The sequence below is a fragment of the Pseudomonas sp. AGC41 genome (assembly GCF_057334555.1).
Window position 1 is genome coordinate 102,147 of record NZ_JBHFJB010000039.1, and the last position, 14,236, is coordinate 116,382.

Sequence of the window (14,236 nt, forward strand, 5' to 3'; positions counted from 1 at the left end):
AGGGAGCAAGCCCCCCCCCCACGGGCGACCATAGTGACCGAAAAGCGCGTGCTAGAGCCATCTAGCGATCCCAATACATGACGCTGCACCATCACTGTGCAATACTCAGCGGCGTTTCTAAACGGCTATTAGCTTAGGCAATCCCTCTTCAAAAAAGCCCATTGGGCTCGGGCATTCCCTGAATTAACCTGCTTTTATGGTGAAACTTTCTGTTCCCGGCTTTTTATACTGCACGACCCGCTGATCTTGAGGACTTGTCCTACAGGACGGTCTGCCCACGAGGCAGGCCCGGTTTCGGCAAGGTCGCAGGCTTATCCGCCCGTGGCCTTGGAGACTCGGTGGTTAATCCAATAACAAGACGAGGTTGTACCCCTATGCCAGTCGGCAATCATCTGCCCCATGGCGAGACCGCTCAGGGTGGTCCGCTCAAACGTGAGCTCGGCGAGCGGCATATCCGCTTGATGGCGCTCGGCGCCTGCATCGGTGTCGGGCTGTTCCTCGGTTCGGCCAAGGCCATCGAAATGGCCGGCCCGGCGATCATGCTGTCCTACATCATTGGTGGCCTGGCGATCCTGGTGATCATGCGCGCCCTCGGCGAGATGGCCGTGCACAACCCCGTGGCCGGTTCGTTCAGCCGCTATGCCCAGGATTACCTCGGCCCGCTGGCCGGCTTCCTGACCGGTTGGAACTATTGGTTCCTCTGGCTGGTGACCTGTGTCGCGGAGATCACCGCGGTGGCGGTGTACATGGGCATCTGGTTCCCCGATGTGCCCCGCTGGATCTGGGCGTTGGCCGCACTGGTCAGCATGGGCTCGATCAACCTGATCGCGGTCAAGGCCTTCGGCGAATTCGAATTCTGGTTCGCCCTGATCAAGATCGTGACCATCATCGCCATGGTCATCGGCGGCGTCGGCATCATCGCCTTCGGATTCGGCAACGATGGCGTGGCCCTGGGCATTTCCAACCTGTGGACCCACGGTGGCTTCATGCCCAACGGTGTGTCCGGCGTGTTGATGTCCCTGCAAATGGTCATGTTCGCCTACCTGGGCGTGGAGATGATCGGCCTGACCGCCGGCGAAGCGCGCAACCCGCAGAAAACCATCCCCAACGCCATCGGCTCGGTGTTCTGGCGGATCCTGCTGTTCTATGTCGGCGCGTTGTTCGTGATCCTGTCGATCTACCCTTGGAACGAAATCGGCACCCAGGGCAGCCCGTTCGTGATGACCTTCGAGCGCCTGGGCATCAAGACCGCCGCCGGCATCATCAACTTCGTGGTGATCACCGCCGCCTTGTCGTCCTGCAACGGCGGGATCTTCAGTACCGGCCGCATGCTCTACAGCCTGGCGCAGAACGGCCAGGCCCCGGCCGGTTTCGCCAAGACCTCGAGCAACGGCGTGCCGCGCCGTGCGTTGCTGCTATCGATCGCCGCGCTGCTGCTGGGCGTGCTGCTCAATTACCTGGTACCGGAGAAAGTCTTCGTCTGGGTCACTTCCATCGCCACCTTCGGCGCGATCTGGACCTGGGTGATGATCCTGCTGGCCCAGCTGAAATTCCGCAAAGGCCTGAGCGCGTCCGAGCGTGCGGCGTTGAAGTACCGCATGTGGTTGTACCCGGTCAGCTCGTACCTGGCGCTGGCATTTCTGGTGCTGGTGGTGGGCCTGATGGCCTACTTCCCCGACACGCGTGTGGCGCTGTATATCGGCCCGGCGTTCCTGGTGCTGCTGACGGTGTTGTTTTACACCTTCAAGTTGCAGCCGACCGGTGATACGCAGGAGACGGCGCGTTCGGTTTCGTAAAGTCAAGCGTGATGCAAAACAAAGCCCCGGTCAGATGACTGGGGCTTTTTTGTAGGCGTTAGCGTGACCGTCCGTCGGTTTCGGTGTCCGACCTGTAAGGTCTGACAGTAGACCGCCGTTGTGCCTTTGCCTAGCTTGGAAACCCGTCAATGGGGAATGGCGAGGCAACAGGATGAATGGGATTTCCGCGTTGATGGTTATCGCACTGGTCAATGGACTGATCTATTGCCAGGTTTTTTTTCTACTGTATGGCGCAGTCGGACTGACCCAGGCGACGAGTAACATCGCAGCGTTTTGCGTCGCTGCGGCGTTTTCGCTTTATGTGAATGCAATTTATATCTTCGAGCCAGGGGAGTCCTGGCGCGGCTATCTGCTGTGCTGCGGCGTGATGGGCGCCTTGAGTTATGGCATTGGCTCGGTGGGCGATGCCTTGCGCTCGCCTGGATGGGTCGCGGTCGCTTCGTATCTTTTGCTGACCTGGCGATGGGGTACGGCGTGTTCCGGTTCAAATCGCTTCGTAACCCTCAGCAGCCATGAACGAACCTCGCAAAGCTAGATGGAGCTTCGAATGGGAAGGTTCGCGGCCTCGGGTGTAGCAGTCGTGGTCTGACTGTTTTACTGCGGCGCCTGTCTTGGGGCTGCTTCGCAACCCAGCGGGAGCAAGCTCCCTCGCCACAAAAGCTGGTGCGCAGCAGCAAATATTCGGGGCTTACGCCGCGGCTATTTCCTGCGGCTCAAAACTGTCCGCCCGCGCCAGTTGCCACATCCGCGAATAGAACTGTCCGTTCACTTCACCGGTCAGCAATTCTCCCGGTTTCAAGAACACGTGCAGTTGGGAGAACAGCTTGATCTCGCTCGCCGACATGCGCCGCACCAGATGCTTGGGCTGCAATTGCGAAGGGTGGTCGAGGCCGGCGGCGGCGAGCATTTCAGCCAGGGCCTTGAGGGTGTTGCGGTGGAAGTTGTAGACCCGCTGGGCTTTGTCCGGGACCACCAGGGCGCGCTGGCGCAGGGTGTCCTGGGTGGCGACGCCGGTGGGGCATTTGTTGGTGTGGCAGCTTTGTGACTGGATGCAGCCGATGGCGAACATGAAGCCGCGCGCGGCGTTGGCCCAGTCGGCGCCGATGGCCAGGACACTGGCGATGTCGAAGGCGCTGACAATCTTGCCGCTGGCGCCGAGCTTGATCTTGTCCCGCAGGTTCAGGCCCACCAAGGTGTTGTGGACAAACAGCAGGCCTTCGCGCAGCGGCACGCCGATGTGGTCGGTGAATTCCACCGGCGCGGCGCCGGTGCCGCCTTCCTTGCCGTCGACCACGATGAAGTCGGGCAGGATTCCGGTTTCCAGCATGGCCTTGGCGATGCCCATGAATTCCCACGGATGCCCCAGGCAGAACTTGAAGCCCACCGGTTTGCCGCCGGACAGTTCGCGCAGTTGCTGGATGAATTGCATCAATTCAATCGGCGTGGAAAACGCGCTATGGCGGGACGGCGACACGCAATCCTCGCCCATGAGGATGCCCCGGGTCTCGGCAATTTCCCGGGTGACCTTGTGCTTGGGCAGGATCCCGCCGTGGCCCGGCTTGGCGCCTTGGCTCATCTTGATCTCGATCATCCGCACCTGCGGATTCTGCGCCTGGATTGCGAAGCGCTCCGGGTCGAAACGCCCATCGGAGGTGCGGCAACCGAAATAACCGCTGCCCAACTCCCAGGTCAGGTCGCCGCCGTGTTCGCGGTGGTAAGGGCTGATGCTGCCTTCGCCGGTGTCATGGGCGAAATTGCCGAGTTTCGCGCCCTGGTTCAACGCTCGGATGGCGTTGGCACTCAGGGAGCCGAAGCTCATCGCCGAGATGTTGAACACCGATGCCGAATACGGCTGGGTGCATTGCGGGCCGCCGACCGTGACGCGAAAGCCGCTGGGGTCGCTCAGCGGGGCCGGGCGCATGGAGTGGCCGATGAATTCAAAACCGGTCTGGTAGACATCGATCAAGGTGCCGAACGGTTTGTCGGCGCTTTCGTTCTTGGCCCGCGAGTACACCAGCGAGCGCTGGGCGCGGGAAAAGGGCAGGGCGTCGCTGTCGGATTCGAGCAGGTACTGGCGGATCTCCGGACGGATGCCTTCGACCAGGTAGCGGATGTTGCCCAGGATCGGATAGTTACGCCGTACCGCGTGACGGCTTTGCAGCAGGTCGAACACCCCCAGCAGGCTCAGCAGCCCGGTCAACAGCGCAATCGGCCAGAGCCAGTCGTGTCGCAGGAACGGCAGGCTGGCGAGGGTGAAAATCACACAGCCGGCGAAGAAGGCGTAGCGGCTCAGCAGCGATAGGCTCATGCGGGTTCCTTGGGGGAGGGAGCGATTGGCGGAGACATTAGCCTGGAATGCAACCCCGTGGCGAGGGAGCAAGCTCCCTGCCACAAGAGCGCTCTCGCTGAAGAACTGTCGCTCACCCCGCCAACTTCATCTGCCGCACCGGCAGCTCCACCCGGAACGTCGTCCCCACGCCGACTTCGCTGCGCACGGTAATCTCGCCGTGGTGTTTCTTCACGATGCCGTAGGACAGCGACAGCCCGAGCCCCGTGCCCTGGCCGATGGGTTTGGTGGTGAAGAACGGGTCGAAGATTTTCTGCAGGGTTTCCGGTGGGATGCCCGAGCCGTTGTCGGCGACTTCGATCCAGACGTTATCGCCCTCGACCCCGTTGCGCAGAGTGATGGTGCCGCGCTCGGGGCCGATGGCCTGGGCGGCGTTGACGATCAGGTTCATGATCACCTGGTTGATCTGCGACGGCAGGCATTCGACTTCCGGTAAGGGACTGTACTGCTTGACCACGTCGGCCTTGTACTTGATTTCGTTGGCGACGATGTTCAACGTCGAATCCATGCCCTGCTGCAGATTTGCCATCTGCCATTCCTGGCTGGAGTCGACGCGGGAGAAGTCCTTGAGGTCCTTGACGATCTGCCCGACGCGGGCGATGCCGTCCTTGGATTCCTTGATCAATATGGGAATGTCCTCTACCAGGAAATCCAGTTCCACCTGTTCGCGCAAGCTCTTCAGATTCATCGCCAGCTCCGGCGAGGCGATGGCCTGTTCGGCGCTGCCGTAGGCCTGGAGCATTTCCTCGAGTTTGCTGAAGTAGCCACCCAAAGCGCCGAGATTGGAAGAAATGAAGCCGATCGGGTTGTTGATTTCGTGGGCCACGCCGGCTGCCAGTTGACCCAGCGAAGCGAGTTTTTCCGATTGCACGAGCTGGCTTTCAAGCATCTTGCGTTCGTCGATTTCCATCTGCAGCAATTCGCTGGCCTGCTTGAACGCCAGGGTGCGTTGCTCCACCAGGTCCTCGAGCTTGTTCATTTTCAAGCGGGCACGGGAAGTCATTTCCCATTTGGTGGTCAGGGTATTGGCCATCTGCTGGACTTCGATGTTGTCGAAGGGCTTTTTCAGTATGAGCAGACGGTCGTGGCCGTTCAGGCGATCGAGCAGTTCGTCCCAGGAATAATCCGAATACGCGGTGCAGACCACCACTTGCAATTGCGGGTCGACTTTCCACAGCTCTTCGATGGTCTTGGCGCCGTCCCAGCCTTCGGGCATGCGCATGTCGACGAAGGCCAGGGCATAGGGAAGTTCCTTGGCCAATGCCCGTTGCAATTTGGCCAGACCTTCCTGGCCACCGTAGGCCGAGTCGAGTTCGAACACGGTGGCGGCGGGTTTCGGGGCCTCGCCGAACAGCGCGCTTTCCATGTCCTGCAGGTCGCTGTCGGCTTCGTCCTCCGGAGTCAGGATCTTGCGGAAATCTTCGTGGATGGCGGGCGTGTCATCAATCAAGAGGATGCGCCGGTTGCTCAGGCTGTTCATGGCTCACCTTCTGCGAGTTTCAGGGGCAGCTGCAATACAAACGTCGCCCCGGTACCCGGCCCCTCGCTGTGTGCGGTGAGGTGGCCGTTCATTTCAATCGCCGCCAGCGCGCAACTGTGCAGGCCGAACCCGTGGCCGTCCTTACGGGTGGTAAAACCGTGGGCGAAGATGCGTGTCATGTTCTCTTCCGGGATGCCTTCGCCTTCGTCTTTCACGCTGATCTGCAGGGTTTCATCGTCTACGACGGTGGCCTTGAGCGTCATGTTCCGTGCATGGTTGGAAACCCCGGCCATGGCGTATTTGGCGTTGCTGATCAGGTTGATCAGGATCAGCAGCAAGCGGTGTTTGTCGCCCATGATCCGCGGCACTTCGCCGTAGTCCTTGATGACCGTTACATGGTGGCGGGTCAGGGCTCCCGAGTTCATGCGCAGGGCGTCTTCGAGCAGTTCGCTGACCACCAGGGGTTCCATCAGGCTGTTGGCGCCGGCGTAGGACTGCTGCGTGGAAACGATGTCCTTGATGTGGTCCACGCTCTTGCTCAGTTGCGCGAGTTCGTCGGTCAGGCTTTGTTGTTCCACCGCGATGGCTTCCACCAACTGGTTGAGGTAGCCGGGCAACAGCTTGCCTTTTTCGTCCTCGGTGAGGAAATGCCCGAGGTCGTGGTTGTGTTCGTTGATCAGATTCATCGCCTTGCCCAGCCCCAGGGCCTTGCTGCTGCGCAGCTTGCGGCTGACCAGGTCGGCGGAGATGTTAACGCTGTTGAGCACGTTGCCGACGTTGTGCAATACGTTGGTGGCGATCTCCGCCATGCCGGCCTGGCGGGCAGTGTCCATGAGTTCGCTTTGGGTGTCCTTGAGCTGGCGGGTGCGCTCTTCGACCCGTTGTTCGAGTTCGTCGTTGGCGGTTTGCAGGGCGCTGTTGACCCGCTTGATCTCGCCGAAACTGCGCACCAGCCGAACCGCCAGCCAGATCAGAATCAGCACCAGGAGGGTTGCGAACACCAGCAACATAATGTGGTTGCGCTGATGCTTGGCGGCGGCTTTTTCCTGGTCCTTTTCCAGAAGTTGGGTGATGGTGTCCAGGCGGGCGGCCAGGGGGACGGCCTCGAAGTCGCGCAGTAGCTGGTTGACCAGTGGTTGCTCGCGCAGGATCAGCGCGATGTGCCTGCGCAGGATTTCCACGGAGCTGACCAGCCCTTCTGGCAAGCGCTCCTTGTTGATATCCAGCTGGTTGAGGCCCATCAGGATTTCGGCAGCCTGGTCCTGGGTGGTGATCTGCGCGAACTCCAGCGTGGCGAGCAGCAGGTCGTAGGTGTCGATGGTGGCGCTCTGCAGCCGAAGCTTGTCGTTATCGGACAGCAGGGAGAACTGGCGCTGGATATCGTCTTCAGCGGTGGGCAGGAAAGCCAGGGAGTTGCGCAGCACCGCGTTATGGGACTTGAACTGTTCCACCAGGCGGGTTTTTTCCTTGAGTGCCTTGAGGTACTCGTCGCGCTGGGTCGACCAGAGCTCGGGCGCATGGCGGCCCGGCTCCGCCTCGATGGCATCGAGGCGCTGCCACAGGCGCGTCATTTCATTGAGCGGCGAGACCAGCGGGTCGTAGTTGTGGCTCAGGGCGATTCGCGACTTGAGCACTTCGTTGTCCCAGATCCCGTCCTGCTGCTTGAGCAAGCGGATCAGGTCGCGCGATTCGATGTGCGAGGCGGCTTGCCGGGCGCCTGATTCGATGTACATGAACAACAGGATCGAAGCCAGCAAGACGCCGATGAAAGCCAGGCCGAGGCGGCGGGAGAGACTGTTCATAGCGGCTTGCCCTCCCATTCGCCGGTGAGGGTCTTGAGGAACTCGACGATCAGTTGGGTATCGTTTTTCAGCGGTTCGCGACCCAACTGGTACTTGAACATGACTTCCACCGCGCGCTCCAGGGTCGGCGCGGAACCGTTATGGAAATACGGCGCGGTGACGGCCACGTTGCGCAGACTCGGCACCTTGAACACCTGGCGGTCGGCTTCGTCGCCGGTAATGTTGAAGCGGCCTTCGTCGGCCCGGGTGGGGTTGCCCTGGTCCTGGATGTAGTCCCCCATCACCCCGAACTTCTGAAACATGTTGCCGCCGATGTTCACGCCCTGATGGCAGGCGATGCAGCCGTATTCCTTGAAGCGCTGATAACCGAATTTTTCCCGGGGGGTGAGAATGTCGGTGTTGCCCAGCAGGTATTGGTCAAAGCGCGAATTCGGCGTCAGCAGGGTGCGTTCGTAATCGGCAAGAGCGCCCTGGATATTGGGTTGGGTTACGCCGTTTGGGTAGGCATCGGCAAAATCCCTGGCGTAGCCCGGATCATCGGCGATGCGCTTGACCACCGTTTTCCAGTCGCTGCCCATCTCCCCGGGGCTGGTCACGACGATATGCACCTGTTCTTCCAGGGTATCGACGCGGCCGTCCCAGAACTGATGGAAGTTCAGGCTGGCGTTGAACACGGTAGGGGTATTGACCTCCACCGGCTTGCCGTCGAAGCCCAGGGAAAACTGCTTGTCATCGGCGCCGCCCTTGTCCAGGCGATGGCAGCTGGCGCAGGACAGCGTGTTATTGACGGACAGCCGTGGGTCATTGAACAGCCGCTGGCCCAGCTGGACCCGCTTGGGGTCCAGGGCCGGCGCGGCGGGCAGGGGTTTGAGCGGTTCGTCCAAGGGTTCTGCGTGAGTGGTCACGCTGTATCCCACAAGCAGGCAGAGAGCCAGAATCAGTCCGTGTGACGCCATGGGATGCTTTCCTTGAAACTTCGGTTAGGGACTCAATTGCTCATGAAAACGGATTCGGTTGTTTTTCCCATGCCGCCATCCACTGGGCAAAGGCCTGCGGCTCCACGGCCTTGCTGAAGTAATAGCCCTGGGCTTCCTCGCACTGGTGAACCTTGAGGAACTCCAATTGCTCGCGGGTTTCCACACCCTCGGCAATGATGTGCAGGTTCAAGCTCTTGCCCAGGCTGATGATGGTGCTCACCAGTTTCGCGTCGTTGCTGTCGATGCTCAGGTCGCCGACGAACGACTGGTCGATCTTCAACACGTCCACCGGAAATTTCTGCAGGTAGCTCAGGCTCGAGTAGCCGGTGCCGAAGTCATCGATGGCCAGCCGTACCCCCAGTTGCTTGATGGCCCTGAGGGTCGCGACGGTGGTATCGATGTTCTGCATGAGCACGCTTTCGGTGATCTCCAGTTCCAACTGTGTCGGGTCCAGGCCGGTTTCCTTGAGGGTGCGCGCAATGCCTTCGACGAAACCGCGCTGGCGAAAATCGATCGCCGAGACATTCACCGACAGGTACAGCGGCCGCATGCCCTCGGCTTGCCAGAGACAAGCCTGCTGGCAGGCTTCCTGGAGCACCCATTGGCTCAGCGGCACGATCAGCCCGCTGTCCTCGGCCACCGGGATGAAGTCCGACGGAAAGACGAGCCCCTGGTCGGGCCGGTTCCAGCGCACCAGCGCCTCGACACCGACCACGGTGCCACTCGTCAGGTCGAGCTTGGGTTGGTAATGCAGGACGAATTCCTTGCGTTGCAGGGCCAGGCGCAAACCCGATTCGATGGTCTGCTGCTGCCGTGCCCGGCGGTTCATGTCCTCGGTGAAAAAACGGTAGTCGTTGGGGCCGGTCTCCTTGACGTTGCGCATCGCCGTCTCGGCTTTCTTGATCAGCGCCACGGCGTCGAAACCGTCGGTGGGGTACACGCTGATGCCCAGGCTGGCCGTCACCGTCAGGTCATGGCCGTCGATGGGGTGTGGCGAGTTGATCGCCGCGAGCAGTTTTTCCGCCACGCCCTTGATCAATTGCGGATCGGCGACGTCGCCGAGGATCACCACGAATTCATCGGAGCCGTAGCGAAACACCGAGTCGGATTCACGCACCACGGTGGCCAGCGTGCGGGCCACCCGCTTGAGCATTTCATCGCCCACCGGATGGCCCAGCGCATTGTTGATGCGCTTGAAGCGGTCCAGGCCAATGAACATCACCGCCAGTTGCCGGTCATGCCGACGGCACTGGGCCAGGGCCTGGGTCAGGCGGTCGCCGAGCAGCATGCTGTTGGGCAGTTCGGTGAGGACGTCGTATTGCAGCAGGTGAGAGACCTTGAGCAGTTCCTGGACCCGCTCTTCGATGGTGCGCTCCAGGCTGCGCATTTTCCGCGCCGCGTCTTGCGCCAGTTGCCATTTCCAAGTCATGGCGCTGGCCATCTGGCGGATTTCCAGGGTGTCGAACGGTTTCTTGAGAATCAGCAACTGGTCGTCGAACTCGATGCGTTCGGACATGGTTTCCCAGGAATAGTCCGAATACGCGGTGCACAGGGCAATTTGCAGGCGCGGGTCGGCTTTCCACAGCTGTTCGATGGTTTGCAGGCCGTCCCAGCCCGGCGGCATGCGCATGTCGGCGAATACCAGCGCATACGGCTGGCCCTCGGCCTGGGCGCGCTTGACCAGTTCCAGCGCTTCTTCGCCCTGATAGGCCGAGTCGATCTGGAATTGCAATCGATTGACCTGCGGGGTGCCGAACAGCAGGCTCTCGGTGTCGTCCAGCGAATCGTCATTGCCGGCGCTGGGGCTGAGGATCTTGCGAAAATCCTGGTGGATGGCGGGCGTGTCGTCCACCACCAGGATTCGCCGGTTGGCAGGTACCGACATGGGGTTCATGGGTTGCTCTCCGATAGCTGGCTGGCCGGTCGGGTCCAGTGGTCGGCCACCGGCACGATGGTGCCGGCCTTGAGCAGTGCGGCAGCCTGGTCGCTGTCGACCACGGTGCTGAAGTAATGCCCCTGGGCCTGCATCGACCCGCCGCTGGACATCAGGGTAGTGCGTTGTTCCTGGGTCTCGACGCCTTCGGCGATGATGCCGATGCCGACGTCCCGGGCAAAGTTGATGATTGCCCGCAGGGTCGTGGCGTTTTCCGGATCGGCGTTGGCGCTGTCGAGGAATCGCTGGGCCAGCTTGAGATGATTGACCCGGTAGGTCTTCAGGTAATCGAACGAGGAATACTCGGTGCCGAAGTCATCGATGGCCACCTGCACGCCGAGTTCGCACAGGCGTGGCAGCACGTCGTTGTGGGTCCATTTGGTCTGGGCCAGGGTCGCCTCGGTGACATCGAAGCGCAGGTCCCACGGCGCCAGCTCCCAGCGCGCGGTGGTGCGCAGCACGTCGTAGATCAGTTCCGGGCCGGTCTTGAGCTGGGTCAGGGACAGGTCGATGGCGATCACCGGCGGCGCCATGCCCTGGTCGCGCCATTGCCGCATCTGCTGGCAGGCCTGGTCCAGGACCCAGTGGCCGAGGCCGATGATGATCCCGGTTTTCTCGGCGGCCGGCATGAACGCCGCCGGCTCCAGCCAGCCGCGCTCGGGGTGGTTCCAGCGCACCTGCACGCCCATGCCGAGGATCTTGCCGGTGCCGAGGTCGACTTCCGGCAGGTAGTGCAGTTGCAGTTCGTTGTTCTCGATGGCCTGGCGCAGGTCATTGGCCAGGGCGACCCGGTCGGTGACTTCCTGGTTGATCTCTTCGTTGTGGAAGTGATACTGGTTGCGGCCCTTCTCTTTCGAGCGGTACAGGGCCATGTCGGACTGCGCCATCAGGCTGTCGGCACTCAGGCTTTGTGGCGTGTACAGGCTGATACCGATGCTCACCGAGATGCGCACATCGTTGCCGTCCAGGGAATAGGGCGCCACCAGCGCGTCACGGATTTTGCCAGCCAGCGCCGCGCAGTGCGTCGCTTCATGGACATCCAGTTGCAGGATGGCGAATTCATCGCCGCCCAGCCGTGCCACCACGTCGTTTTCCCGGGTACAGCCCTTGAGGCGCGCCGCGACTTCCTGCAACAGCAGGTCGCCGATGGGGTGCCCGAGGGTGTCGTTGATGCGCTTGAAGTGGTCCAGGTCCAGGTAGAACATCGCAAACGGCGCCGCCCCCCGGCGCGCGGCGGCGAAGGCCTGGTGCAGGCGTTCGATCATGGTGGCGCGGTTGGCGAGCCCGGTCAGGCCGTCGGTGCGGGCGAGCAGGGCGATCTTTTCCTCGGCCACTTTGCGCTCGGTGATGTCGAGGATGATGCCTTCGACTTCGAGCAACAGGCCTTGCTCGTTGCGCACTGGAATGTAGCGGTTCTCCACCCAGCGAAAGGTGTCGTCGCCGGTGCGCATGCGAAACTCGATGGACGCCCCGGCCGTGTCGCGGTCCAGGACGCGGACCATGGCCTCCTGGACCTTGCCCTGATCGTCGGGGTGGATCAGCGTTTGCGCCCAGTCCGGCGAGCTGATCAGTTGCGCCGCGACATGGCCGAACTTGGTGATGTTGTGCGAGATGTATATCAGCGGGAACGGCGGCTCGCCACGCAGGCGATAAAGGATGGTCGGGCTGTTCTGCACGATGATATTGGCGTCGGCCAGCTCCCGGGTACGCTCCTCCACGGCCCGTTCGAGCATGTCCATCTTCAGCGCCGCGTCTTCGGTCATCTGCCATTTGACGGTCAAGGTGCTCGCCATCTGGCGGATCTCGATGGCGTCGAAGGGTTTCTTCAGGATCAGCAGGCGATCCCCCAGCTCCAGGCGATCGGCGATGTCCTCCCAGGAATAATCCGAATAGGCGGTGCACAGCGCCACTTGCAGCTTGGGGTCGACGCGCCACAGCCGCTCGATGGTTTCAAGACCGTCCCAGCCCGGCGGCATGCGCATGTCGATAAAGGCCATGGCGAACGGTTTACCCTGGGCCAGGGCCGTTTCGACTTTATTTAACGCCTCCATGCCCTGGAAAGCCGACTCCAGCTCGAAACTCTGGGCGGCAATGACCACCGGCGCGCCGAACAAGGCTTCTTCAGCGCTGCTCAGGCTGTCCTCGGGGGGCGCGTGGGGGGCGAGGATTTTTCGAAAATCCTCATGAATCGTGGGCGTGTCGTCGACGATCAGGATCCGCCGATTGGATCTATCCATCGGCAGGCTCATGGCCGTGCACCGTCGAGATGCTGACTATGGAACCGTGGGAACATCTGATATCCCTTTCGCTGGCATGAGTATTCGGCCTGTACTTGGCCCTTCATGGGGTACAGCATAGTCGGCTCAAGGAAACCGCGCGGGGCGTGGTGGCGAATTGTGTCTAAATGCCCGCTAGCTACTAGCCTGTCTGTCTGGGGTAAGGTAGAACGGTGATCGTCAATAGGAGGGGGTGCCAATGGAAGATCAATCGTCGAACGTTCCTGCTGCGAAGCCGACGGTGTTGCTGGTCGATGACGAAGAGTCGATTCTCAACAGCCTGCGTCGGCTGTTGCGCAGCCAGCCGTATGAAATCCTGCTGGCCGACAGCGGTGCCAAGGCCCTGGAAATCCTCAAGGAGCGGCCGGTCGACCTGGTGATGACCGACGCCCGGATGCCGAACATGGACGGTGCCACGCTGCTGGCGGAAATCCGCAAGCTGTATCCGTCGACCTTGCGCATCCTGCTCACCGGCTACGCCGACGTGGACATGATGACCAAGGCCATCAACGAGGGGCAGCTCTATCGCTACCTCAGCAAACCCTGGAACGACGAGGAACTGGTGCAGGCCCTGCGACAGGCCTTGGCCCACCAGCATTCGGAAAGCGAGCGCCAGCGCCTCGAAGCGCTGAACCGCGAGCAGAACCAGCAACTCAAGACCCTCAACGCCACGCTGGAAAAACGCGTGGCGTCGCGCACCGCCGAGCTGCAGCAGACCGCCGACATGCTCGACCTGGCCTACGAAGAGCTCAAGCGCAGCTACGTGACCGGCACCGAAGTGTTCTCGCTGATCGCCAACCTGCGCCTGCCCAAGGCCAAGCAGACCAACCGGCAGATCATCGAGTTGATCCGGGTCTACAGCCGGCTCAACTTTCTCGACGAGTCCACCGACCGCGACCTGACCATGGCCGCCGCGCTCTACAACATCGGCAAGCTGAGCTGGACCGATAACATGATGGTCACGCCCGCCGACATGCTGCACCACAGCGAACTGGAGCTGTACCGGGCCTATCCGAAGCAGAGTGAGTCGCTGCTGATGACCCTCGACCCGATGAAGGACGCCGCGCGCATCATCCTCCATCACCAGGAGCGCTGGGACGGCAGCGGTTTCCCCGATCACCTCAAGGGCGAGGCGATTCCGTTCGGTTCGCGGCTGTTGAAACTGGCGGTGGATTTCATCGAATTGCAGCGCGGGCTGATCCTTGAGCGGCAGATGAACAGCGATGAAGCGCTGGTCTACATCCGCAAATACGCCGGCAAGCTGTACGACCCGGACATGGTCGAGGACTTCATCAAGGCCTGCGGCGAATACCTCGAAGACGTGACCCTGTCCGACCCGACCGTGAAAGTCGCGACCACCCGGGAACTGGCGGCCGGCATGGTCCTGGCCCGCAACCTCAATGCCGACAACGGCATGCTGTTGCTCAATGCCGGCAAGGTCATGAGTGCTCCGCTGATCGAAAAACTCATCGCCTTCGAGGCGATGGAAGGGGCGCGGTACAGCGTGTTCGTCAAGATCCCCGAGGAGGAAGCGGATCCTTCGGCGCCGAAACCGATGTTGGGGTGAACCGCTCCAGCTACCACTGCGGTTCCTTGTGGGGGGG

At 61.4% G+C, this 14,236-nt stretch carries 9 protein-coding genes and 1 pseudogene; 3 read left to right on the forward strand and 7 right to left on the reverse strand.

The genetic code is table 11. The features are described 5' to 3' along the window. Positions 1-374: 374 nt before the first annotated feature. On the forward strand, positions 375-1,796 hold the full coding sequence (locus ACE04F_RS07455; protein ID WP_486105632.1) for an amino acid permease: 1,422 nt from the start codon (positions 375-377) through the stop codon (positions 1,794-1,796). Between the two features lie 172 nt (positions 1,797-1,968). After that, positions 1,969-2,352, forward strand: a complete 384-nt coding sequence (locus ACE04F_RS07460; RefSeq protein ID WP_486105633.1) for a GtrA family protein — start codon at positions 1,969-1,971, stop codon at positions 2,350-2,352. A 153-nt stretch (positions 2,353-2,505) separates the two neighbouring features. On the opposite strand, the gene ACE04F_RS07465 is transcribed toward ACE04F_RS07460, so the two are convergent. The 7 genes and pseudogenes from ACE04F_RS07465 to ACE04F_RS07495 all read right to left on the reverse strand — a co-directional run bounded on the left by ACE04F_RS07465 (position 2,506) and on the right by ACE04F_RS07495 (position 12,605). After that, on the reverse strand, positions 2,506-4,125 hold the full coding sequence (locus ACE04F_RS07465; RefSeq protein ID WP_486105634.1) for an FMN-binding glutamate synthase family protein: 1,620 nt from the start codon (positions 4,123-4,125) through the stop codon (positions 2,506-2,508). 112 nt (positions 4,126-4,237) lie between these two features. Then, on the reverse strand, positions 4,238-4,906 hold the full coding sequence (locus tag ACE04F_RS07470) for an ATP-binding protein (RefSeq protein WP_486105722.1): 669 nt from the start codon (positions 4,904-4,906) through the stop codon (positions 4,238-4,240). A gap of 57 nt (positions 4,907-4,963) precedes the next feature. Beyond that, positions 4,964-5,050: pseudogene (locus ACE04F_RS07475) on the reverse strand (hypothetical protein); the annotation flags it as partial. 590 nt (positions 5,051-5,640) lie between these two features. After that, positions 5,641-7,446, reverse strand: a complete 1,806-nt coding sequence (locus tag ACE04F_RS07480; protein ID WP_486105635.1) for a DAHL domain-containing protein — start codon at positions 7,444-7,446, stop codon at positions 5,641-5,643. After that, a complete protein-coding gene (locus ACE04F_RS07485; protein WP_486105636.1) occupies positions 7,443-8,402 on the reverse strand; it encodes a cytochrome-c peroxidase in 960 nt (319 codons plus the stop codon). The genes ACE04F_RS07480 and ACE04F_RS07485 overlap by 4 nt, the downstream gene beginning before the upstream one ends. Positions 8,403-8,442: 40 nt before the next feature. Further along, positions 8,443-10,317 (reverse strand): EAL domain-containing protein, encoded by a 1,875-nt coding sequence (locus ACE04F_RS07490; RefSeq protein WP_486105637.1) that lies wholly within the window; start codon positions 10,315-10,317, stop codon positions 8,443-8,445. After that, complete coding sequence (locus tag ACE04F_RS07495; RefSeq protein WP_486105638.1) at positions 10,314-12,605, reverse strand: EAL domain-containing protein; 2,292 nt, start codon at positions 12,603-12,605, stop codon at positions 10,314-10,316. Before ACE04F_RS07495 ends, ACE04F_RS07490 begins: the two co-directional genes overlap by 4 nt. 226 nt (positions 12,606-12,831) lie before the next feature. On the opposite strand from ACE04F_RS07495, the gene nosR reads away from it, so the two are divergent. Further along, positions 12,832-14,199 carry a response regulator c-di-GMP phosphodiesterase, NosR family gene (gene nosR, locus ACE04F_RS07500; RefSeq protein ID WP_486105639.1) on the forward strand — a complete coding sequence of 456 codons (1,368 nt, stop codon included), beginning with the start codon at positions 12,832-12,834 and terminating at the stop codon, positions 14,197-14,199. Positions 14,200-14,236 lie beyond the last annotated feature (37 nt).

Bases quoted from the DNA above. Each gene is read 5' to 3' on its own strand.
- ACE04F_RS07455 (WP_486105632.1), top strand. From the start codon at position 375: ATGCCAGTCGGCAATCATCTGCCCCATGGCGAGACCGCTCAGGGTGGT.
- ACE04F_RS07460 (WP_486105633.1), top strand. From the start codon at position 1,969: ATGAATGGGATTTCCGCGTTGATGGTTATCGCACTGGTCAATGGACTG.
- ACE04F_RS07465 (WP_486105634.1), bottom strand. From the start codon at position 4,125: ATGAGCCTATCGCTGCTGAGCCGCTACGCCTTCTTCGCCGGCTGTGTG.
- ACE04F_RS07470 (WP_486105722.1), bottom strand. From the start codon at position 4,906: ATGCTCCAGGCCTACGGCAGCGCCGAACAGGCCATCGCCTCGCCGGAG.
- ACE04F_RS07480 (WP_486105635.1), bottom strand. From the start codon at position 7,446: ATGAACAGTCTCTCCCGCCGCCTCGGCCTGGCTTTCATCGGCGTCTTG.
- ACE04F_RS07485 (WP_486105636.1), bottom strand. From the start codon at position 8,402: ATGGCGTCACACGGACTGATTCTGGCTCTCTGCCTGCTTGTGGGATAC.
- ACE04F_RS07490 (WP_486105637.1), bottom strand. From the start codon at position 10,317: ATGAACCCCATGTCGGTACCTGCCAACCGGCGAATCCTGGTGGTGGAC.
- ACE04F_RS07495 (WP_486105638.1), bottom strand. From the start codon at position 12,605: ATGAGCCTGCCGATGGATAGATCCAATCGGCGGATCCTGATCGTCGAC.
- nosR (WP_486105639.1), top strand. From the start codon at position 12,832: ATGGAAGATCAATCGTCGAACGTTCCTGCTGCGAAGCCGACGGTGTTG.